General features: G+C 65.0%; 17 protein-coding genes. 10 read left to right on the plus strand and 7 right to left on the minus strand.

The annotated features are described in order from the left end of the window. The first annotated feature begins 42 nt into the window (after positions 1-42). Positions 43-1,092, plus strand: a complete 1,050-nt coding sequence (locus FJW07_RS25620; protein WP_140859232.1) for an aldo/keto reductase — start codon at positions 43-45, stop codon at positions 1,090-1,092. A 67-nt stretch (positions 1,093-1,159) separates the two neighbouring features. Here the strand turns inward: FJW07_RS25620 and FJW07_RS25625 are convergent, their stop codons facing one another. Beyond that, on the minus strand, positions 1,160-2,065 hold the full coding sequence (locus FJW07_RS25625) for a LysR family transcriptional regulator (RefSeq protein WP_140859233.1): 906 nt from the start codon (positions 2,063-2,065) through the stop codon (positions 1,160-1,162). 121 nt (positions 2,066-2,186) lie between these two features. Between FJW07_RS25625 and FJW07_RS25630 the strand changes: the two genes are divergently transcribed. Both FJW07_RS25630 and FJW07_RS25635 read left to right on the plus strand, forming a co-directional pair. Next, a complete protein-coding gene (locus FJW07_RS25630; RefSeq protein ID WP_140859234.1) occupies positions 2,187-3,374 on the plus strand; it encodes an MFS transporter in 1,188 nt (395 codons plus the stop codon). 40 nt (positions 3,375-3,414) lie between these two features. After that, positions 3,415-4,449: an aldo/keto reductase gene (locus FJW07_RS25635; RefSeq protein ID WP_140704380.1), complete on the plus strand. Its 1,035-nt coding sequence runs from the start codon at positions 3,415-3,417 to the stop codon at positions 4,447-4,449. 298 nt (positions 4,450-4,747) lie between these two features. On the opposite strand, the gene FJW07_RS25640 is transcribed toward FJW07_RS25635, so the two are convergent. Continuing rightward, positions 4,748-5,020, minus strand: a complete 273-nt coding sequence (locus FJW07_RS25640; protein WP_140646989.1) for an usg protein — start codon at positions 5,018-5,020, stop codon at positions 4,748-4,750. Between the two features lie 304 nt (positions 5,021-5,324). Here FJW07_RS25640 and acs point away from each other — a divergent pair, with 304 nt between their 5' ends. Continuing rightward, positions 5,325-7,280, plus strand: a complete 1,956-nt coding sequence (acs, locus tag FJW07_RS25645) for an acetate--CoA ligase (protein WP_140859235.1) — start codon at positions 5,325-5,327, stop codon at positions 7,278-7,280. Next, entirely contained in the window at positions 7,280-8,041 is a 762-nt protein-coding gene (locus tag FJW07_RS25650; protein ID WP_140859236.1) for an MOSC domain-containing protein, read from the plus strand. Before acs ends, FJW07_RS25650 begins: the two co-directional genes overlap by 1 nt. A gap of 12 nt (positions 8,042-8,053) precedes the next feature. Here FJW07_RS25650 and FJW07_RS25655 read toward each other — a convergent pair whose 3' ends face one another. From FJW07_RS25655 to FJW07_RS25665, 3 genes are all read right to left on the minus strand, one after another. Further along, complete coding sequence (locus tag FJW07_RS25655) at positions 8,054-9,322, minus strand: cyclopropane-fatty-acyl-phospholipid synthase family protein (protein ID WP_140859237.1); 1,269 nt, start codon at positions 9,320-9,322, stop codon at positions 8,054-8,056. Between the two features lie 431 nt (positions 9,323-9,753). Next, positions 9,754-11,115, minus strand: a complete 1,362-nt coding sequence (locus FJW07_RS25660; protein WP_140859238.1) for a pilus assembly protein — start codon at positions 11,113-11,115, stop codon at positions 9,754-9,756. Positions 11,116-11,444: 329 nt separating this feature from the next. After that, positions 11,445-12,314 (minus strand): transglutaminase family protein, encoded by an 870-nt coding sequence (locus tag FJW07_RS25665; protein ID WP_140646993.1) that lies wholly within the window; start codon positions 12,312-12,314, stop codon positions 11,445-11,447. 291 nt (positions 12,315-12,605) lie between these two features. On the opposite strand from FJW07_RS25665, the gene FJW07_RS25670 reads away from it, so the two are divergent. Further along, positions 12,606-13,271 carry an HAD-IA family hydrolase gene (locus FJW07_RS25670; RefSeq protein WP_140859239.1) on the plus strand — a complete coding sequence of 222 codons (666 nt, stop codon included), beginning with the start codon at positions 12,606-12,608 and terminating at the stop codon, positions 13,269-13,271. Here the strand turns inward: FJW07_RS25670 and FJW07_RS25675 are convergent. After that, positions 13,268-13,489 carry a DUF1674 domain-containing protein gene (locus FJW07_RS25675; RefSeq protein WP_140859261.1) on the minus strand — a complete coding sequence of 74 codons (222 nt, stop codon included), beginning with the start codon at positions 13,487-13,489 and terminating at the stop codon, positions 13,268-13,270. The two genes, FJW07_RS25670 and FJW07_RS25675, sit on opposite strands and share 4 nt — an antisense overlap. A 166-nt stretch (positions 13,490-13,655) precedes the next feature. Between FJW07_RS25675 and htpX the strand changes: the two genes are divergently transcribed. The 4 genes from htpX to purH all read left to right on the plus strand — a co-directional run bounded on the left by htpX (position 13,656) and on the right by purH (position 19,665). Continuing rightward, a complete protein-coding gene (gene htpX, locus FJW07_RS25680; protein ID WP_140859240.1) occupies positions 13,656-14,690 on the plus strand; it encodes a zinc metalloprotease HtpX in 1,035 nt (344 codons plus the stop codon). Next, positions 14,681-16,063, plus strand: a complete 1,383-nt coding sequence (locus tag FJW07_RS25685) for an RsmB/NOP family class I SAM-dependent RNA methyltransferase (protein ID WP_181182721.1) — start codon at positions 14,681-14,683, stop codon at positions 16,061-16,063. The genes htpX and FJW07_RS25685 overlap by 10 nt, the downstream gene beginning before the upstream one ends. Positions 16,064-16,210: 147 nt before the next feature. Continuing rightward, positions 16,211-17,935 carry a heparinase II/III family protein gene (locus tag FJW07_RS25690; protein WP_140646997.1) on the plus strand — a complete coding sequence of 575 codons (1,725 nt, stop codon included), beginning with the start codon at positions 16,211-16,213 and terminating at the stop codon, positions 17,933-17,935. A 113-nt stretch (positions 17,936-18,048) separates the two neighbouring features. Next, positions 18,049-19,665 (plus strand): bifunctional phosphoribosylaminoimidazolecarboxamide formyltransferase/IMP cyclohydrolase, encoded by a 1,617-nt coding sequence (purH, locus tag FJW07_RS25695; protein WP_140859242.1) that lies wholly within the window; start codon positions 18,049-18,051, stop codon positions 19,663-19,665. Positions 19,666-19,802: 137 nt separating this feature from the next. On the opposite strand, the gene FJW07_RS25700 is transcribed toward purH, so the two are convergent. Then, entirely contained in the window at positions 19,803-21,191 is a 1,389-nt protein-coding gene (locus FJW07_RS25700; protein ID WP_246680867.1) for an MFS transporter, read from the minus strand. Positions 21,192-21,218: the final 27 nt, after the last annotated feature.

The raw sequence follows: 21,218 nt of genomic DNA on the forward strand, positions 1-21,218 counted from the left end.
TTCCCCGATGTCATTCAATCCTTTTCTCGGGGAAAGCTCACCATGCGCTATATCCAGCTTGGCAACACCGGCCTGTTCGTTTCCGAACTCTGCCTCGGCACTATGACCTTCGGCGCCGCCGGCCAGAATGCCCAATGGGGCCTGATCGCCAGCCTCGACCAGAAGGGCGTCAACGAAATCGTCGGCCGCTCGATCGCCGCCGGCGTCAATTTCTTCGATACGGCCGACGTCTATTCGTTCGGCCAGTCCGAGCAGTTGCTGGGACAGTCGCTCAAGGACCTCGGCGTCAAGCGTTCGGACGTCATCATCGCCACTAAGGTGCATGGCGCCATGGGCAACGGGCCCAACGAGCGCGGCTCCTCGCGCGGCCACATCATGGATTCGGTCGACCGCAGCCTGGAGCGGCTGCAGACCGATCATATCGACCTCTACCAGTTGCATGGCACCGACACGGTGACGCCGATCGACGAGACGCTGCGCGCGCTCGACGATCTCGTCGCCAGCGGCAAGGTCCGCTATGTCGGCGTCTCCAACTGGCAGGCTTGGCGCATCGCCAAGGCGCTGGGCATTGCCGAGCGCAAGGGCTTTGCCCGTTTCGAGACCATCCAATCCTATTACTCGATCGCCGGCCGCGATCTCGAACGCGAGATCGTGCCGCTCATCAACGAAGAGAAGCTTGGCCTGATGGTCTGGTCGCCGATGGCGGGCGGGCTGCTCTCCGGCAAATACGGTCCCGGCGCGCCGGGCAATGGCGAGGGCCGCCGCGCTTCGTTCAACTTCCCGCCGGTCAACGAGGACCGCGCCTGGGCGGCGGTCGCCGGCATGCGCGAGGTTGCCAAAAAACACGACGTCAGCGTCGCCACCGTGGCACTTGGCTATGTCCTGGCCAAGCCTTTCGTGATGAGCGTCATCATCGGCGCCAGCCGCATGGACCAACTCGAGCAAAATCTTGCCGCGACAGGTCTGAAGCTCGACACCGACGACCTCGCCAGGCTCGATGAGGTGAGCGCCCTGCCTGCCGAATATCCCGGCTGGATGCTGGAGCGGCAAGGCGCCGGCCGGCGCCCGGCGCCGTTCGTGCCGAAGGCGTAATCCGTCTTCGCAAGCAAGCCGACGTCCTTCGGGAGCCGCGTGTCCTTGGACGCGCGGCTTTTCCGTTTCAGAGACGAACGGTCTCCGCGAGAAAGTCGAGGAAAGCCCGCACCCGCGCCGGCAGATGCTTGCCATGGCCGACATAGACGGCATGTGTCGGCTCCTCGTCGCCAGGATTGAACTCCTCGAGCAACGGCACGAGCAGTCCGGCGGCAATGTCGGGCTCGACATGCCAGCGCGCCAGCCGCGCTATGCCGGCTCCTGCCAGCGTCGTTCGCCGCATCGCTTCGCCGTCGGTGAGCGACATGTTTCCGACAATCGGCATGATGATCGATTTGCCTGTCGCATCGACAAAGGGCCAGCCCTCGATATGCCTGGCGAAGCCGAAGGCCAGCATGTTGTGGCGAGCGAGGTCGGACAATGCGCGTGGCGTGTCGCGTGCTTCAAGATACGCAGGCGACGCGACCAGGACCATCCGGCTCTGGCCAAGCTTGCGCGCAACCAGGCGTGACTCGCGTAGCGGCCCGGCGCGGATAGCGACATCGGCGCGCTCTTCCAGAAGATCGATCACACTGTCGGTCAGCACGGCTTCGACGAAAATCTCGGGATAATTCTCCAGGAAGCGCGGCAACAACGGCATCAGCAGGTGCTGGCCGAACGGCACATAGGAATTGACCCTGAGCCGGCCTCGCGGCGCTGCACCCGCCGCCGCTTCGCGCTCGGCTGCGTCGAGATCGGCGAGGATGCGCAGGCCGTTGTCATGGAAGGCAGCCCCTTCCGGCGTCAGCTGCAGCTTGCGTGTCGAGCGGCTGATGAGCCGTGCGCCAAGCCGCGCCTCAAGCCGCGCGATCAGCTTGCTCACCGCCGACGGCGTCATCCGCAGCGCCCGCGCCGCGGCCGAGAAGCTGCCCGCCTCGACGACGCGGACGAACACTTCGATCTCGCCGGAGCGGTTGATGTCGGGTCTCGCCATTCGTGAATCTATTTCACAGAAAATATGCCGGACGCAAGGCTGGTTCACAGCTTGGCGGATCACGATCTTCCGCCCGGGGCGCGGGACTGAGCGTCCCTTCCTGATCAACCGGACCGCAGCCATGCCTCTTGCTCTTTATGCCCTCACCGCCGGCGCCTTCGGCATCGGCGTCACCGAATTCGTCATCATGGGCCTGCTGCTCGATGTCAGCGCCGATCTCGGCGTCTCGATCTCGGCCGCGGGCCTGCTTATTTCCGGCTATGCGCTGGGCGTCGTCGTCGGCGCGCCGCTGCTTGGCGCCTTGACTGGACGCCTGCCGCGCAAGACCTTGCTGCTTGCCCTGATGGTTGTCTTCACCGTCGGCAACCTCGCCTGTGCGCTGGCGCCCGACTACTGGACGCTGATGGCGGCGCGTGTGCTGACCGCCTTCGCCCACGCTTCCTTCTTCGGCGTCGGCTCCGTCGTCGCGACCAGCCTCGTCGCGCCCAACAGGAAGGCCTCGGCCATCGCGCTGATGTTCACCGGCCTCACCGTCGCCAACATCCTTGGCGTGCCGTTTGGCACCTGGCTCGGCCAGGCCTATGGCTGGCGCTCCACCTTCCTCGCCGTCACACTTGTGGGCGTCGTCGCCTTTGCCGTGATCGCATTGCTGGTGCCGCGCGACGAGCCGGCCGCCGCGGACGAGGCGGAAAGCGCTGAAGGCACGCTCGCCGTGCTCGGCCGCCGGCCGGTGCTGCTTGGCCTTTTGACTACGGTGCTGAGCTGGGTCGGCGTCTTTGCCGCCTTCACCTATCTGGCGCCGATCCTCACCCGCGTCAGCGGCTTTTCCGAAGCGTCCGTGTCGCCGATCCTGCTCGTCTTCGGCGGCGGATTGGTCGCGGGCAACCTGCTCGGTGGACGCCTCGCCGACCGGCATCTGGTGCCGACGGTTATTGGCACGCTGGTCGCGCTGTCGGCGGTGCTGTTCGTCATGGCCGCGGCGATCCATCAGCCGATCATGGCGATCATCGCCGTCGGCCTGCTGGGCGCTGCCGCCTTCGCCACCGTCGCGCCGCTGCAGATGTGGGTGCTGGAGAAGGCCGAGGGCGCCGGCCAGGGCCTTGCGTCTTCCTTCAACATCGCCGCCTTCAATCTCGGCAACGCCATTGGCGCCTGGCTCGGCGGCTTCGTCATCGACCACGGCCCCGGCCTCGGCGCCGTCCCTCTCGTTGCCGGCCTGGTGCCGCTTGCCGCGCTCGGCGTGGTGCTCGTGGCGCTGCGCCTCGAACGCGGCCGCGCCATCGGCAAGCCGGTCACGGCGCAGTGCTGAGCGGCCGAATTCCGCCTTCGACATCCCAAGGAGAAAAATCATGGACTATCGACCTCTCGGCGCTTCCGGCCTGAAAGTGCCGGCGCTTTCCTTCGGCGCCGGTACCTTCGGCGGCTCCGGCCCGCTCTTTGGCCACTGGGGCAACAGCGACGCCAAGGAGGCGCGACGGCTGGTCGACATCTGCCTGGAGGCGGGCGTCAATCTCTTCGACACGGCCGATGTCTATTCGAACGGCGCCTCGGAAGAGGTGCTTGGCGAGGCCATCAAGGGTCGCCGCGACGCGGTGCTGATCTCGACCAAGACGTCCCTGCCGATGGGCGACGGCCCGGCCGACTGGGGTTCGTCGCGCTCGCGCCTGATCCGCTCCGTCGACGCGGCGCTGAAGCGCCTCGGCACCGATTATATCGACCTGCTGCAGCTTCATGCCTTCGACGCCTCGACGCCGGTCGAGGAGGTGCTGTCGGCGCTGGACGACCTCGTGCGCCAAGGTAAGCTGCGCTATGTCGGCGTCTCAAACTTCTCCGGCTGGCAGGTGATGAAATCGCTCGGCCTGGCGGAAAAGCACGGCTACCCGCGCTACGTCGCGCATCAGGTCTACTATTCGCTGGTCGGGCGCGACTATGAGTGGGAGCTGATGCCGCTCGGCCTCGACCAGGGCGTCGGCGCGCTGGTGTGGAGCCCGCTCGGCTGGGGCCGGCTCACCGGCAAGATCCGCCGCGGACAGCCCTTGCCGGAAAAGAGCCGGCTGCACGACACCGCCAGCTTCGGCCCGCCGGTCGAGGACGAGCATCTTTTCAAGGTGGTCGATGTGCTGGAAGCGGTCGCCGCCGAGACCGGCAAGACCGTGCCGCAGGTCGCCATCAACTGGCTCTTGCGGCGGCCGACCGTGTCGTCGGTCATCATCGGCGCGCGCAACGAGGAGCAGTTGCGGCAGAATCTCGGCGCCGTCGGCTGGGCGCTGACGCCTGAGCAGATCAAGGCGCTCGATGAAGCGAGCGCCGTGACCGCGCCCTATCCCTACTTCCCCTATCGGCGCCAGGAAGGCTTCGCCCGGCTAAACCCGCCAGCGGTTTGACCACGTGTCGACCCGTCCCTATTAGGGCGAGCGTGAACGCTTGCGATTAGCGGCCGCCCTCCGAGCTTCGTCATCCACGGGCGAAGCAGCCGCGAAGCGGCGTCGCGAAGACCCGAGGATCCATGCCGTTACCTTGATCGCAGAGCGCGGCGGAGCAGAATTCTGGATCGCCGCAACGTTTCGAAGTCACGGAATGGATCCTCGGGTCTTCGCGACGCCGCTTCGCTCCTTGCTTCGCCCGTGGATGACGAAGCGACGGACATTTCCGCCAATCACTGACGATCGATAAAACCTGCACCTAATGTACCAGGAACTCCCCATCCACCTTCCGCCATTCATTCGGCGCGATCAGCTTGTGATGCGTGTAGGTGACCGAGTGCAGCGGGCCGTCGAGCTTGGTCTTCCAGAATTCGATGAAGCGGATCAGCACCGGGAATTTCGGAGCTATGTCGTAGTCCTGCCAGACAAAGCTTTGCAGCAGGTGCGGGTGGTCCGGGTAGTGGTAAAGGATCTTGGCCGTGGTCAGCCCATACCCCTTGAGCATCAGGTCCATTTCGGAATTGTCGCGCATTGCGTTTCCTTGGTTGATTCTCCTTCCTCCCAACGCTGAATTGTGCGCACGGTTGCTTAACTGTCTATGGATTTTTTCGAGCTTTTTCAAAATTTTTGCCATTAAAACAGGCGGTTAGCAGCCGTAAAGCGAGAGTGCTGACAGGGCTTTGCGCTTGACCATGCGTCATCCCGCCGCGCGAATCCAACGTCTAATATTGCCGTCACGGCGGAACTGTTAATAATGCCCGCAAATTCGCGGCCGCTTCGCCGCGATGCCGCCGGCGGCCCAAGCCGGTGGAATGGTTCGGGAGGAAAGCTGAAAAATGTCCGATGTGCATGTCCACCGCGTCCAGCCGGCGTGGAAGAAGAACGCGTTGATCGACAACGATACCTATCTCAAATGGTATGCCGACAGCGTGAAAAATCCGGACAAGTTCTGGGGCAAGCATGGCAAGCGGATCGACTGGTTCAAGCCCTTCACCAAGGTCAAGAACACTTCCTTCGACGGCAAGGTCTCGATCAAGTGGTTCGAGGACGGGCTGACCAACGTCTCCTACAATTGCATCGACCGCCACCTGAAGAAGCGCGGCGACCAGACCGCGATCATCTGGGAAGGCGACAACCCCTACGACGACAAGAAGATCACCTACAATGAGCTTCACGCGCATGTCTGCCGGCTCGCCAATGTGATGAAGAAGCACGGCGTCAAGAAAGGCGACCGCGTCACCATCTACATGCCTATGATCCCCGAGGCCGCCTATGCGATGCTTGCCTGCACGCGCATCGGCGCCATCCATTCGATCGTCTTCGGCGGCTTCTCGCCGGACGCGCTGGCCGGCCGCATCGTCGACTGCGAATCGACCTTCGTCATCACCGCCGACGAGGGCCTGCGCGGCGGCAAGCCGATCCCGCTGAAAGAGAACACCGACAAGGCGATCGAAATCGCCGCCAAGCATCATGTGCGGGTGAAGAACGTGGTCGTCGTACGCCGCACCGGCGGCAAGGTCGGCTGGGCGCCCGGCCGCGACGTCTGGTACCACGACGAGATCGCCACGGTGAAGGCCGACTGCAAGCCGGAGAAAATGAAGGCGGAAGACCCGCTTTTCATCCTCTACACCTCCGGCTCGACCGGCAAGCCGAAGGGCGTGCTGCACACCACGGCCGGCTATCTCGTCTATGCCTCGATGACGCACCAATATGTCTTCGACTACCATGACGGCGACATCTACTGGTGCACGGCCGATGTCGGCTGGGTGACGGGCCACAGCTATATCGTCTACGGGCCCTTGGCCAACGGCGCCACGACGCTGATGTTCGAAGGCGTGCCGAACTATCCCTCGCAGTCGCGCTTCTGGGAAGTCATCGACAAGCACAAGGTCAACATCTTCTACACCGCGCCGACGGCGTTGCGCGCGCTGATGGGCGCCGGCGACAGCCATGTGAAGAAGACCTCGCGCAAATCGCTGCGCGTACTCGGCTCGGTCGGCGAGCCGATCAATCCGGAAGCCTGGGAGTGGTATTTCAATGTCGTCGGCAACGGCAAGGTGCCGATCGTCGACACATGGTGGCAGACCGAGACCGGCGGCATCCTGATCACGCCGCTGCCCGGCGCCACCGACCTCAAGGCAGGCTCGGCGACTCGGCCCTTCTTCGGCGTCAAGCCGGAACTGATCGACGGTGAGGGCAAGGTGCTCGAAGGAGCCGCCGACGGCAATCTCTGCATCACCGATTCCTGGCCCGGTCAGATGCGCACCGTCTATGGCGACCACGACCGCTTCGTGCAGACCTATTTCTCGACCTACAAGGGTAAGTACTTCACCGGCGACGGCTGCCGCCGCGACGAGGACGGCTACTACTGGATCACCGGCCGCGTCGACGACGTCATCAACGTCTCCGGCCACCGCATGGGCACGGCGGAAGTCGAATCGGCGCTGGTCAGCCACGAGAAAGTGTCGGAAGCCGCCGTCGTCGGCTACCCGCACGACATCAAGGGCCAGGGCATCTACAGCTACGTCACCCTGATGAAGGGCATGGAGCCGAGCGAGGAGCTGCGCAAGGAACTGATCGCGCATGTCCGCAAGGAGATCGGCGCCATTGCTTCGCCCGACAAGATCCAGTTCGCGCCCGGCCTGCCGAAAACCCGCTCCGGCAAGATCATGCGCCGCATTCTGCGCAAGATCGCCGAGGACGATTTCGGCGCGCTGGGCGACACCTCGACGCTGGCCGATCCCGCCGTGGTCGACGACCTCGTCGCCAACCGGCAGAACAAGAAGGGCTGATGACCGGCGATCTCGGCACCGTCAGCCAGCTCTGGCGCTACCCGGCGAGTTCGCTCGCCGGCGAGCGGCTGGATGCCATCTCCGTCGGGCTGAAGACCGTCGACGGCGACCGGCTGTTCGGACTGGTCGATGCTTCCGACGGCGAGATCGCCAGGCCCGACCGCGAGGCCAGATGGCACAAGGTGCCGCTGATCCGCACCCGGTTGAGCGAGGACCCGATGAGCAAGGAATGGCGGCTCGAAGTGGCCGTGCCCGGCGGCGGCTGGCTGCCCGCGCCCGATCCGGAAAGCGACCGCGCGGTATCCGCCTTCCTCGGCTTCGAGGCCGCGATCCGACCGTTCGGTGCGCAGAACGCGGCGCCCTCCTATGCCGGTCCGCTGACCGAGGCCCGCTACGCCAAGGCGCCGATCCATCTGCTCACCACCGCCTCGCTGTCCCGGCTGAAAGCGCTACATCCCGAGGGCACACCCGATCCGCGCCGCTTCCGCCCCAACATCGTCGTCAATATGGACCCGGTCGAAGGCGCCTTTCCGGAGACGGAATGGATCGGCAGGAAACTCGCGGTCGGCGATCTCGAGCTCACCGTCTCCGAGCCCTGCCGCCGCTGCGGCTTCACCATCATCGCCCAGGACGGTTTCGACACCGATCCCGGCATCCTGCGCAACCTGGTGCGCCACAACGCCCACAATCTCGGCGTCTACTGCACCGTCGACCAGCCGGCGCGGATCGAACTCGGCGCGCCGATGCGCTTGATGGACTGAAGCGGGCCGGGTCTACCTGTACAAATCCGCCCGTGTCGGTGGCAGGCCGCTCGGGCCGCGGGCGCGCCTGGTGGCGACAGTCTGAAAAATCTGCGCCGAGGCGCGCTGGAAGGTGATCGAGCAACCCGTCAGATAGAGCAGCCACAGCCGCGCCTTGGGCTCGCCGACCTCGGCGACCGCTTCGTCGAAGCGCGCATGCAGACGCTCCGCCCACAGGCGGCAGGTTTGCGCATAATGCTCGCGCAGGTTCTCCACGTCATAGACGAGGAAGCCGTGCGCCTCGAGATTGCCGAGCGTCATGCCGATCGTATCGAGCTCGCCGCCAGGAAAGATGTATTTGATCAGGGCCTTGTATTCCGGCCCCTTGCGCAGCGTCTTGCGGATGTCGCCCTTGCTGCGCCTGGTGATGGCGTGATGCAGATAGATCCCGCCGGGTTTCAGCAGGCGATGGACGGTCGAGAAGTAGGCGTCGTGATTGGCGAGCCCCAGATGCTCGAACATGCCGATCGACGATATCTTGTCGAACGTGCCTGAGAGTTCGGCATAGGATTTTATCTCGATGGTGATGCGATCCTCCAGCCCCTCGGCGCGAATGCGCTCGCGGGCAAGGTCGGTCTGGGCTTGCGACAGCGAGACGCCATGGCCGAAGACGCCGTAATTCTTCGCCGCATGGATAAGCATTGCGCCCCAGCCGCAGCCGATGTCGAGCAGCCTTTCGCCGGGCTCGAGCCTGAGCTTGCGGCAGATGTGGTCGAGCTTGTCGACTTGCGCCTGGTCGATGCCATTGGCGAAATCGTGGAAATAGCCGCAACTGTAGACCATGCGCTCGTCGAGGAAGAGTCGGTAGAAATCATTCGAAATGTCGTAATGGTGCTGGATCGCCTCCTTGTTCGATCCGCTGACGAAAGGCTTGCGGCCGGAAAGGTCGCTGCGCGCCGTCATCTGCTTGCGCGAAAACAGCACAGCCGGCAGGTCGCGCAGGATCGCCAGCTTGGGCAGGGATTTGAGCTTCGTCTTGAGCTTGCCTTGCGAAGGCAGGGCATAGAAATCGAACAGCGTGCCCTCTTCGATATCGACGGTCTTGGAAATCCACATCTCCACCAGCGTCGAGAAGGTCGGCCGGCGAACCAGTTGCCAGACGATGTCCTGATCGTTGATGGCAAGCACCGGACCGCTGGCGGGTCCGATCCGCTCGCCGGTCCACAGCCGGACCGCAAAACCCGGCTTCAGCGTTTCGACGACCTTGCGTACGATCCGCGCGGCTCTGTCGGCGGCGTCCATTCCCACCTCCCGCTATGTCGCCCCCAAAGCCGCACTGTCGTCCACCGACCTGTAGACCGCAATCCCGATCTGTTGCGCAAAAGCACCGCAAGAGCAGTTTCCCGGCTCGTGGCACGACCATTCCGTGGCGTCATCTTGTCTTTTGCCGCGGCGCACCCCATCATCTGAGTGTGTTCAACGAACTGAAAGGAGGTGATCCGATGTCGAGTGATTTCGTTTTCCATAACGTGAGCTCTGCGGATTGCACTTCCGGGAAGCAGTCTTCCCGTTAAGGCGCGAGACGCGCGGCGGGTAGCCCGATGGGGTTGCCGCCAGAAGCCGCGTCATGGACGGAAACACGGAAGGCCGCCGGCTTCGTCAAGAAGCGGCGGCCTTTTCCGTTTGGGGCATCGAGCGGAGGCTTCCAGCTACCTGGCGCTACATGGCGCCCGCTATTTGGTGATTGAGAGATTGTCGATGTTGCGCACGATATCCTGAAACGCCTGGTCGAGCTCGGTACCGTTGGCCGCCTGATAGAAATGCTTGTTGTTGCCGCTATCGGGGCTGGCGCAGGATTGCAGCGTCGACTTGGCGTTCTTCTCCGTAAGGGCAAAGCCGATGGTGAATATCTCGATGCCTTGGTCGCGCATCGCCGCGCAGAGCGTCGTCGCCGCCGCGCGTGTCTCAACCTTGCCGGCGTCGTTATAAACCTGATCCGGGCCGTCGGCGTCGAAATAGGACAGGTTGAATTCGCCATCCGTCATCAGGATCACGTATTTTGCGACCTTCTTCGGATCCATCTTCGCCGGCCGTTCCGAGGCCTTCATCACGCTGCCCCAGTTTTCGGAGAGCATGTACCAGGCCCACTGCACGCCGATATGGCCCGCCGTGCCGCCGGAGGCATCGAGGTCCTTGATGACGTTGTTCAGAGCCGAGGCATCCGTGGTCAGCGGCTGTATTGACGCGACCGGACAGGCTCGTGTGCGGGACTGCTTGGCGAAGTCGGACAGGTAGAGGTCGCGGTTGACCATGCTGACATCGGGCCCGGCATCGGAATACTGGTAGGCGCCCTTGCGCTCGGTGGCGCAGTTGTCCGGCCGCGTCGACGCCGAGACAAACTTCGGATCGTCATTGCCGGGCGCCTGCTTGCGCTCGCTGGCCTTGGTCTCGACAAAGACCGTGCTTGCGGCGAGCGAGCCGACATTGACCGAATTGGCATAAGGCACGATCGCCACCCGCACCCGCGGATTGGCGGCGTTCTGGCCGGTGAGGAAGGAATTGACCGCGTTGCTCGCCGCGGTTCTCAGGTCCTTGATCTTCTGGCCCGCCATCGAACCGGTGACGTCGAGCATCATCGCCACCTCGACCGTCTTGTCCGAATAGAGCGCCGTGGTCGAGGACGTCACCCGTTGCATGTCGCCGATGCTGAACAGGGGGAAATAGAGGCCGAGATCGGTGTGCACATCCGCCTTCACCGTGCTGGCCGTCCTGTCGACGGTGAGTTTGTCCAGCACGATCCGGTTGGCCTGCAGGATGCCGGCCGCGCTGTTGGCGTCGAGGAACGCCTGCACCGTCTTGTTGGCGTCGGCTTCGGTGATGACGCCGAGGGTGAGATCGCGGGCCGTCGAGGTCACAGCGGCGTCGACGACGCCCTGCAGGCTCGATCTGGCGTTGTAGAGCTGCGAGATATTGACCGCGAATCCCACCCCCAGCGCGAGGACCGATGCAGCAGCTCCGAACAGAACCGCGAAATTGCCTTCGCGATTGCGCGTAAAGTCGTCCACCCCACGAACGACACCTCTGAACTGCCGCATCTCTTCCGCCTCCACTCTTGCGGCACCCGTGCCGCATGACAAAGGCGCTGCAGGATTTCGGCCAGACCCGGCCGTCGGCCGCCGAAAGACGCTTAACGGCAGGTTAATCAATTGTTTTTGCTGGGTTTCGGCAACTACCAGAGTGAACGGGAAGTAAACGAAAATACGCTGGCCAAGCGACCTTCATGAAGTGCTTACCATGATCTCGAAGGCTGTCGCGGTCGTTCTCTCTTCGGCACAATCGAACTGTGCCGAAGCGGGTCAGCGGCAGCCATGAAACAGGCGCAGCGCAGGGTCTGTTGAGATAGAGTTTCAGGCCGGTATGAATATCAAAGGAGCATCTGCGCGCTGACCGTCCGATCGATGCCATGATGCGGAGGATTGAAGCGGTTGCCTTCCTGCTCGTAGGTCCAGACCTTGAACAGGCTGAGCTGATGCGGACCGAAACTGTGCAGCAGCGGCACGTCGGTGGCATCGCGGCCGCGCGCAATGACGACGCGGCCGATGCGCGGACAGTTGTGGCGCGGATCGAACGTATACCATTTGCCGTCGAGAAAAACTTCCATCCAGGCCGAGAAGTCCATTGGTGCCGGATCGGCCGGCACGCCGATATCGCCGAGATAGCCGTTCACGTAGCGGGCCGGAATGTTGATGCATCGGCAAAGCGCGATCGCCAGATGCGCGAAGTCGCGGCACACGCCGACGCGCTCCTCATGCGCCTGGGCCGCCGTGCGCGTGGCGCGCGCATAGCCGTAGCCGAAGGAAAGCCTGCTGTTGACATAATCGACGATCGCCTGCACCCGCGCCCAGCCAGGCGGCAAATGGCCGAAAAGCTGCCAGGCGATGTCGCTGAGGTGGTCGGTCTCGCAGTAGCGGCTGCCGAGCAGATAGACCAGCACGTCGTCAGGCAGTTCCGCGACCGGCGTTTCGCGCGCCAATGTATTGACTTCGTCGGTCTCGCCGCTGTCCTCGATCGCCGCATCGTAGAGGATGCGGAAGCTTCCGGCGGGCGCCGTGAAGCGACGGCAGATATTGCCGTGGCGGTCGCGATAGGTCCGGGTCGGCACCGAGGGCGAGGTCAGAACCCGCGTCTGCCGCTTGATGTCGGCATGCCGTTCGGCATGAATGTCGAGAAGCGAGATGATCGGCGTCACCGCCGCGCATTCGATGGCGATTTCATAGCCGAGCCGGATCAGCATCGCATGCCCCCCTTGGTGATTTTGGAAAGACTGCCTGTTCAACGCCGCGAGCCGGGGCTGGTTCCGGCGCCGAGTCGAAATGGCGGCATCTGGAGCAATTCAGGAAAGTGCGCAGCGGTTGGGCTCTGCGACTTCGCCGTAGCCTTCCGTCCGCAATTGCGTAAAAGCAAAAAGTGAGAGCAGGTCAGCGTTCTATCAACGCTGACCTGCTCCCTTCTCAGGCGGTCCTGCCCGGTCTAAACTGCGCTTCGCGTTTCGCCCCTCCCCGAAAACGATTCTCCAGGACATCCGATGTTTGCAGGCTCAAAATTCGCCGCCTTCCTGTTCGACATGGACGGCACGGTGCTCAACTCGATCGCCGCGGCGGAACGGGTGTGGACGGCATGGGCAAACAGGCATGGCCTCGATGTGGCGGCTTTCCTGCCCACGATCCATGGCAGGCGCGCGCGCGAGACGATCGCCGCGCTGAGGCTTCCGGATGTCGATCCGCTGGCGGAGGCGGATTTGCTGCTCAAGGCCGAGGCGGATGACCTCGAAGGCATCGTCCCGATCCCCGGCGCCGTTGCGTTTTTGCAATCGCTGCCGCCGGAGCGCTGGGCGATCGTCACCTCGGCGCCGCGCGAGCTGGCGCTGCTGCGCATCAAGGCGGCCGGCATCCCGGTTCCCGCCATGATGGTGACCGCCGAAGACGTCACCCATGGCAAGCCGGCGCCGGACTGCTTCCTTCTGGCGGCAAGGCGTCTCGGCGTCGAGGCGCGCGACTGCCTGGTCTTCGAGGATGCGCCGGCGGGCATAGCGGCGGGCGAGGCTTCCGGCGCCTCGGTGATGGTGATCAGCGCCACGCATGTCCACCCGCTCGTCACGTCGCACCCGACAATCCGTTCCTACGACGAAATCGCCATCGCGACGGACGACAATGGCTGGATCGCCTTCGCGCCCGAGCGTGCCGTTGCTTAAAAGTCGCTGGTGAGACCCTTGACTTCCCAGTCGCCGTAGCGGCCAGGTTCCTTGCCGCCGCGGCCGCCGATTTCCTTCGGCAACTGCGCTTCCGCCGCTCGATACTTTTGACGACGCGCTTCAGCCTCTGCTAACGCCCGCTGCGCTTCGGGCGTCGGCGCTTTTTGCAGCTCTTCGGTCGTTGCAACTGCTCCGGTTTTGCTTGGCTCTTCGGTCATGCGATACTCCCGCCGATTGAAACGAAGACCGGCCTCTCCCATCATATAGCCATGATACCAGAAGGATCGACCCCTATTGGTGAGCATCGGAATACTCCGAAAACCGGATTCACTTTTCGGTCCGATGCTCTGGCCCTCTCCGACATCACGTCAGACGGATGAAACGATGAACACGCTTCGCACCACCATGCTTCTCGCCGCAATGACGGCGCTGTTCATGGGCGTCGGTTATCTGATCGGCGGCCCGGGCGGCATGGTCATCGCGCTTCTGATCGCCGCCGGCACCAATCTGTTCAGCTATTGGAACGCCGACAAGATGGTGCTGTCGATGAACCGCGCCGTCGAGGTCGACGAGAAGAACGCGCCGGAATATTACGCGATCGTCCAGGCGCTGGCCAAGCAGGCCGGGCTGCCCATGCCGAAGACCTATCTGATCGACAACCCGCAGCCCAACGCCTTCGCCACCGGCCGCAACCCCGAGAATGCCGCGGTGGCGGCGTCCACGGGCCTGCTCGAGCGGCTCTCCCATGAAGAGGTCGCGGCGGTGATGGCGCACGAGCTTGCGCATGTGCAGCATCGCGACACGCTGACCATGACGATCGTGGCGACGCTCGCCGGCGCCATCTCGATGCTCGGCAATTTCGCCTTCTTCCTCGGCGGCAGCCGGGAGAACAACAACCCGTTCGGCTTCGTCGGCGTGCTTGTGGCGATGATCGTCGCGCCCTTCGCCGCCATGATCGTGCAGATGGCGGTGAGCCGCACGCGCGAATACGAAGCCGACCGGCGCGGCGCCGAGATCTGCGGTCACCCGCTATGGCTTGCTTCGGCGCTCAACAAGATCGCGCGCGGTGCCGAACAGATTCCCAATCCGGACGCCGAGCGCAACCCGGCTATGGCGCATCTTTTCATCATCAACCCGCTTCACGGCGAGCGCATGGACAATCTGTTCTCGACCCATCCGAACACGGAGAACCGCATCGCTGCCCTGCAGGAGATGGCGCGCGCGATGGGTGGCGCCGCGCCGGCCAATCGGCGCAAGGCTTCCGCGCCACCCATCCAGCCCGAGGAGCCGTCGGCGGGGCCGTGGGGCAAGCCGGCAGACGCGGCCCCAGAGGCTGAGCCGGCGCCGCCGAAGCCCAATCCCTGGGGCCGCAACCCGACCGGACCGCGCAATGCCCGGCCGAAGGGTCCCTGGTCGTGACGCCGCCGAGGCGCGGACAGCCAGGCAATCCGCAACACAAGAATGGCGACGAGAACGTCGCCGGCCTTGCCGCGCGCAAGGCGGCCGCGCGCCTGCTTGCCGCCGTCATCGACGCGCATACGCCGCTCGATGGCCTGACCGACAACGAGCACGGCCACCCGCAATACAGGGCGCTGGACGGCCGCGACCGGGCGCTGGTACGCGCCATCCTGGTCACCGCGCTGCGCTATCGCATGACCATTGCCGGGCTGCTGGCCAGGCGGCTGGAAAAGCCGCTGCCGGCCAACGCCACCGCGCTCTCGCATATCCTCACCGTCGCCGCCGCGCAGATCCTGTTCCTCGATGTTCCCGACAGCGCCGCCGTCGACCTAGCCGTGACCCACGCCAAGTCCGATCCGCGAACACTGCGCTTCTCCGGCCTCGTCAACGGGGTGCTGCGCTCGCTGGCGCGCGCCAAGGAGGCCGAGCTTGCCCCGGCGCTCGCTGCGACCAGCGAGGCGCCGCAATGGTTTTCGCAGCGGCTGACCGCCGCCTACGGAGCCGACAGGGCGCGCGCCATTCTTGCCGCGCATCGTCATGAGGCGCCAGTCGATTTCACGGTCAAGGCCGATCCGGCGCTCTGGGCCGAGCGCCTGGGCGGCATCGTGCTGCCGACCGGCACGGTGCGTGTCGAAAAGCTCTCCGCCAATGTCATCGACCTGCCCGGTTTCGCCGACGGTGCATGGTGGGTGCAGGATACCGCGGCAAGCCTGCCGGCGCGCCTGTTCGGCGACATCCGCGGACAGCGCGTCGCCGACCTGTGCGCCGCGCCCGGCGGCAAGACGGCGCAGCTTATCCTGGCCGGCGCCGAGGTGACCGCGGTCGACACCTCGAAGAACCGGCTGGCGCGGCTGAAGCAGAATCTCGACCGCCTCGGCCTGATCGCCGAACTCGTCCAGACCGACCTTCTGGATTGCCGGCCGGCGCAATTGTTCGACGCCGTGCTGCTCGACGCGCCCTGCTCCTCGACCGGCACGGTGCGCCGCCATCCCGACGTGCCCTGGACCAAGACCATGGCGGATGTCGAAAAGCTCGCCGATCTCCAGCGCCGGCTGCTTGCCCATGCCGTCGGTCTCGTCAGGCCCGGCGGCCGCATCGTCTTTTCCAACTGCTCGCTCGACCCGATCGAAGGCGAGGAGCTCTATCGCGATTTCCTCGCCGGGAACCCCGGCGTGGGCGCCGATCCGATCCGGCCTGGCGAAATTGCCGATATCGACCCATTCCTGACGCCGGAGGGCACGCTGCGCACCACGCCCGCGGACCTCGCGCTGGAATCGCCCGGGATTTCGGGCTTGGACGGCTTCTTTGCCGCGCGGATGAGACGGACCGATTGAAACGTTATCTCATAAAACTTGCTGACTTTTTTAGGGAAGACCCGGCCGCGGCCGCGTGAATTGGTTCACTTCGGCGAAATCCGCCTTCGCATAAGTTCTTGAATCGCATAAGCTTGTGCTCGGGTTATGGGGACATCAGGAGGGCTATTGGCACTTGTTGCCGGCAGCACGACGCGTCTATGGACGCTTGTCGCGAGGGAGTTCTGGCGCAAAACGCGCCGGCGCCTCCGCGCCGGCCCGGTCTATCGCTGGCGCTATTCCGGCCGCACGCCCGAACGTGTCCTGATCGCGCCGCCGGATCTGCGGCTCGCCGATCCGCAGATCGCGCTGGAGATCTATTACGGCCGCTACCCGCTGTCCGGCCATCTGGTCGAGACCGGCGGCACATCGCCCTTCCAGCTCGACGTGCCCAACCGCGGCTGGCAGAAATCGCTGCATGGCTTCCGCTGGCTGCGCCACATGCGCGCCACCGGCACCGAGCTTGCCGCCGCCAACGCCAGGGCGCTCGTCACCGACTGGATCGCCATGCACGGCAACCAGATCTCCGGCATCGCCTGGGAGCCGGGCACGACGGCCAAACGGGTGATCGCCTGGCTGCAGCATTCCTCGGTGGTGCTTCAAGGCGCCGAATTCCCCTTCTATCGCGCCTTCCTGAAATCGCTCGCCGTGCAGATCCGCTATCTCCGCTCGATGGCGCGCGAGATGCCGGATGGCGAGGCCAGGCTGCGCGCCCGCATCGCGCTTGCCTTCGCCGCGCTGTCTCTGCCGGCGCCGGCCTCGGCGCTGCGCGCCGCGACACGCAACCTGGCCGAGGAGCTGGAACATCAGATCCTGCCCGATGGCGGCCATATCTCGCGCAAGCCGATGGCGGTGCTGGAGCTGCTGGCCGACCTTCTGCCGTTGCGCCAGACCTATGCCAACCAGGCCGAGGCGCCGCCGTCGGCCTTGATCGGCGCCATCGACCGCATGTTGCCGGCGCTGCGTTTCTTTCGCCACCAGGACGGCAGTCTCGCCCGCTTCAACGGCATGGGCGCCACCATCCACGACCGCATCGCCACCATCATGCGCCATGACGACACGGCGGGCGCGCCGCTGCTGCACGCGCCGCACTCCGGCTACGAGCGCCTGTCGATGGGCGGCGTGACGGTGATCGCCGACACCGGCCTGCCGCCGCCGGTCGACGTCTCCAACGCCGCGCACGCCGGCTGCCTCGCCTTCGAACTCTCCTCTGGGCGCCAGCACTTCATCGTCAATGCCGGCATCGACACCTACGGCGCCCCGGAATTCCGGCCGCTGGCGCGCGCCACCGCCGCGCATTCGACCGCTACGCTCAACGACACCTCGTCGGCGCGCTTCAGCCATTCGCTGCGCGTCAGCGACCTGCTGGGCTCGCCGCTGATCGGCGGCCCGCAGCACGTGCCCTGCAAGCGCCTCGACCAGAAGGGCGTGCACGGCTTCGTCGCCCGCCACGACGGCTATGCCCAGCAATTCGGTTTCCTGCATGAGCGCGAGCTGAAGCTGACCACGAACGGCAACGTGCTTGCCGGCCGCGACCGTTTCCTGCGCCCGGGCAATGCCGCGATCCGCAACAACGGCCGCGACTTCGTCACGGTGCGCTTCCACGTCCACCCCGACATCAGCCTGCTGCAGGACGACCACGACCGCCTGACGCTCGCAGCCGCGCAGGGCGACACCTGGGTCTTCACCTGCGCCGAAGTGGTGCCGGAGGTCGAGGAATCGATCTACTTCGCCGGACTGAGCGGCCCGCGCCGCAGCCGGCAGATCGTGCTCTCCTTCAAGGCCTCGGAGGTTGCCGAAGTCCACTGGCAGCTGACCCGCACCGGCATTGCGGGCCATCCCGAGAACAACTGAATTCCCGACAAATCCGGCCGCGCGCTTGATTTCCGAGACTCACTTGATTTCCGGGGCTCATATGCTAGGGCCGGCCAACGTCCCGTCCAACAGCTCTGAAAGGCCGCCCGCCCATGGCCGTGCCCACGAAAAACATTCCGGCGCCCGATCTCGTTCCGGTGCGCCGTGCGCTGCTTTCCGTCTTCGACAAGACCGGGCTCATCGACTTTGCCAAGGCGCTCGCCGCCGCCGGCGTCGAGCTGGTTTCGACGGGCGGCACGGCGAAGGCCATCGCCGAGGCGGGCCTGGCTGTGCGCGACGTTTCCGAGCTCACCGGCTTTCCCGAGATCATGGACGGCCGGGTGAAGACCTTGCATCCGTCGGTGCATGGCGCGCTGCTCGGCATCCGCGACGATGCCGAGCATGCCAAGGCCATGCGCGACCATCGCATCGAGCCGATCGACCTTGTCGTCTCGAACCTCTACCCGTTTGAAGAGGTCCGCCACTCCGGCGCCGGCTATGCCTCGATCGTCGAGAACATCGACATTGGTGGACCGGCGATGATCCGCGCCTCGGCCAAGAACCACGCCTATGTCGCCATCGTCACCGATCCGGCCGACTATGCGCCCGTCGTCAACGCGCTGGAGATGAATCTCGGCTCGCTGTCGCTCGACTTCCGCAAGATGCTTGCGGCCAAGGCCTTTGCCCGCACCGCCACCTATGACGCCGCGATCTCCGGCTGGTTCGCCGAGGCGCTGCAGATCGAGCACCCGACCTGGCGCGCCTTCGGCGGCCGTCTCGACCAGGTGATGCGCTACGGCGAGAACCCGCACCAGAACGCGGGCTTCTACTTGTCGGGCGACAAACGGCCGGGTGTGGCGACGGCAAAGCAGCTGCAGGGCAAGCAGCTCTCCTACAACAACATCAACGACACCGACGCGGCCTTCGAGCTGGTCGGCGAGTTCGATCCCGCCCGCTCGGCGGCGATCGCCATCATCAAGCACGCCAACCCTTGCGGTGTCGCCGAGGGTGAAACGCTCAAGGCGGCCTATGCCAAGGCGCTGGCCTGCGATCCGGTCTCGGCCTTTGGCGGCATCGTCTCCATGAACCGCATCCTCGACGCCGAGGCGGCGCAGGAGATCGTGAAAACCTTCACCGAGGTCATCATCGCGCCCAACGCGACCGACGAGGCAGCCGCGATCGTCGCCGCGAAGAAGAACCTGCGCCTGCTGGTCACCGGCGGCCTGCCCGATCCGCGCGCCGCCGGTACGATGGTCAAGTCCGTCGCGGGCGGGCTGCTGGTGCAAAGCCGCGACAACGCCGTGGTCGACGATCTCGAGCTGAAGGTGGTGACGAAGCGCGCGCCGACGCCGGCCGAACTGGCAGACCTCAAGTTCGCCTTCCGCATCGCCAAGCACGTCAAGTCGAACGCCATCGTCTATGCCAAGGACGGCGCCACGGTCGGCATCGGTGCTGGCCAGATGAGCCGCGTCGATTCCTCGCGCATCGCCGCCCGCAAGGCGCTCGACGCGGCGGAAGCCGCCGACCTCGCCGAACCGCTGACCAAGGGCTCCGTCGTTGCCTCCGACGCTTTCTTCCCCTTCGCCGACGGCCTTCTCTCGGCGATCGAGGCCGGCGCCACGGCCGTCATCCAGCCCGGCGGCTCGATGCGCGACGAGGACGTCATCGCCGCCGCCGACGAGCACGGCATCGCCATGGTGTTCACAGGCGTACGGCACTTCCGGCATTGATGCTCAGCGCGGAGATGCTTCAAGAATTCGCTCCGCTGAGTCGATTGGTGCGGTTTTCGAGAACCGAGCGGAGCGGACATTCAGGTCCGTGAGCACCGGAGCGCAGAAAACCGCGGCAAGCGGCCAGCGGAGTAGAATTATCGAAGCATCTCTTTCGGCTTGTCCGCCGGATAGGGCGTCCCCACCAGGATCGCCATGCCGACGCCGAGGAACAGGATGATCGCCGCCATGCCGAGCCGTGGTGAATCGCTCATCGTGGTGATGGTCGCCACCATGAACGGCGCCAGGAAGCTGGTCGCGCGTCCCGCCAGCGCGTAGATGCCGAAATAGCGGCCCGACTCGGCGGCAGTCACGCTGCGCGCCATGTAGGAACGCGACGATGCCTGCACCGGCCCGAAAGCGAGCCCGATCAGCAGGCCATAGAGGATATAGGCCTTTTCGGCCGCGGTGCCGAACAGGCCGCCGGAATCCGCGGTCGACAGCGGGATCAGGCCGAGCAGCGTGAAGCCCGGACCGGTCGAGACGACGCCGATCGTGGCGACCGACAGCATCACCAGCGCGATCATCACCACGTGCTTCGAGCCGAGCGCGGTATCGAGCCGCGCGGCGATCCAGCAGCCGAAGATGGCGACGACGTTGAGGATGATGCCGAACAGGCCGATCTCGGTGATCGACCAGCGGAACATGCCGGCCGCGAAGGTGCCGCCGAGCGCGAGCAGCGCATTGACGCCGTCCTGATAGATCATGCGCGCCAGCAGGAAGCGCAGGATGCCGCTGCGCTGGCGCACTTCCACCAGAGTAGACTTCAACTCGGACAGGCCCTCGCGCACCGCCGGGCCGATCGGGATTCCCTTGCTGGCGTCCGGCGTGAAGAAGAACATCGGCAGGATGAACAGGAAATACCAGCCGGCGGACATCGGCCCGGTGAAGCGCGCGTCCTCCCCGAGCTTCGGATCGAGTCCGAACAATGGATCGAGGCCGATGAGCGTCTTGCCGGTTTCGAGATTGCCCGCCAGGAACAGCACCACGAAGATCAGCGCGATCATGCCGCCGAGATAGCCGAGCCCCCAGGCCATGTTGGATATCCGGCCGATCTCTTCCTTCGGCACCAGCCGCGGCATCATGGAATCGTTGAACACGGTGGAGAATTCGGCCGCCACCGAAGCCAGCGAGAACAAGAGCACGACCAGGAAGAGATTCGAGCCGGGTGCGGCGAACCACAGCAGGCTGAGGCTGACGATCTTGATCGTCGCGAAGAAGGCGATCCACGGCTTGCGCGGCCCGGTCTGGTCGGCGATCGAGCCGAGCACCGGGGAGAGCACCGCGATGACCAGGCCCGCGGCGGCAATGCCATAGCCCCAGGCGGCCTGCCCGGCGGTCGGATCGCTCGCCATGCGCGAGACGAAATAGGGCCCGAAGATGAAGGTGGTGACGACGGTGAAGAAAGGCTGCGCCGCCCAGTCGAAGAACATCCAGCCCCAGATGCCGCGCCCCGATGCCCGCTGCACTGTCTCTACCGCCACCATGCTGATTCCCCTGGCACCGCTCGCGTC

The organism is Mesorhizobium sp. B3-1-9, from assembly GCF_006439595.1.
In the GTDB taxonomy this organism is placed as follows: Bacteria; Pseudomonadota; Alphaproteobacteria; order Rhizobiales; family Rhizobiaceae; genus Mesorhizobium.

What these genes read in the sequence shown, in the direction of transcription:
- FJW07_RS25670 (WP_140859239.1), top strand. Translation starts at nt 12,606, where the DNA reads ATGTTTGCAGGCTCAAAATTCGCCGCCTTCCTGTTCGACATGGACGGC.
- FJW07_RS25655 (WP_140859237.1), bottom strand. Translation starts at nt 9,322, where the DNA reads ATGGACGCCGCCGACAGAGCCGCGCGGATCGTACGCAAGGTCGTCGAA.
- FJW07_RS25630 (WP_140859234.1), top strand. Translation starts at nt 2,187, where the DNA reads ATGCCTCTTGCTCTTTATGCCCTCACCGCCGGCGCCTTCGGCATCGGC.
- FJW07_RS25700 (WP_246680867.1), bottom strand. Translation starts at nt 21,191, where the DNA reads ATGGTGGCGGTAGAGACAGTGCAGCGGGCATCGGGGCGCGGCATCTGG.
- FJW07_RS25650 (WP_140859236.1), top strand. Translation starts at nt 7,280, where the DNA reads ATGACCGGCGATCTCGGCACCGTCAGCCAGCTCTGGCGCTACCCGGCG.
- FJW07_RS25665 (WP_140646993.1), bottom strand. Translation starts at nt 12,314, where the DNA reads ATGCTGATCCGGCTCGGCTATGAAATCGCCATCGAATGCGCGGCGGTG.
- FJW07_RS25635 (WP_140704380.1), top strand. Translation starts at nt 3,415, where the DNA reads ATGGACTATCGACCTCTCGGCGCTTCCGGCCTGAAAGTGCCGGCGCTT.
- FJW07_RS25625 (WP_140859233.1), bottom strand. Translation starts at nt 2,065, where the DNA reads ATGGCGAGACCCGACATCAACCGCTCCGGCGAGATCGAAGTGTTCGTC.
- purH (WP_140859242.1), top strand. Translation starts at nt 18,049, where the DNA reads ATGGCCGTGCCCACGAAAAACATTCCGGCGCCCGATCTCGTTCCGGTG.
- FJW07_RS25660 (WP_140859238.1), bottom strand. Translation starts at nt 11,115, where the DNA reads ATGCGGCAGTTCAGAGGTGTCGTTCGTGGGGTGGACGACTTTACGCGC.
- acs (WP_140859235.1), top strand. Translation starts at nt 5,325, where the DNA reads ATGTCCGATGTGCATGTCCACCGCGTCCAGCCGGCGTGGAAGAAGAAC.
- FJW07_RS25675 (WP_140859261.1), bottom strand. Translation starts at nt 13,489, where the DNA reads ATGACCGAAGAGCCAAGCAAAACCGGAGCAGTTGCAACGACCGAAGAG.
- htpX (WP_140859240.1), top strand. Translation starts at nt 13,656, where the DNA reads ATGAACACGCTTCGCACCACCATGCTTCTCGCCGCAATGACGGCGCTG.
- FJW07_RS25640 (WP_140646989.1), bottom strand. Translation starts at nt 5,020, where the DNA reads ATGCGCGACAATTCCGAAATGGACCTGATGCTCAAGGGGTATGGGCTG.
- FJW07_RS25620 (WP_140859232.1), top strand. Translation starts at nt 43, where the DNA reads ATGCGCTATATCCAGCTTGGCAACACCGGCCTGTTCGTTTCCGAACTC.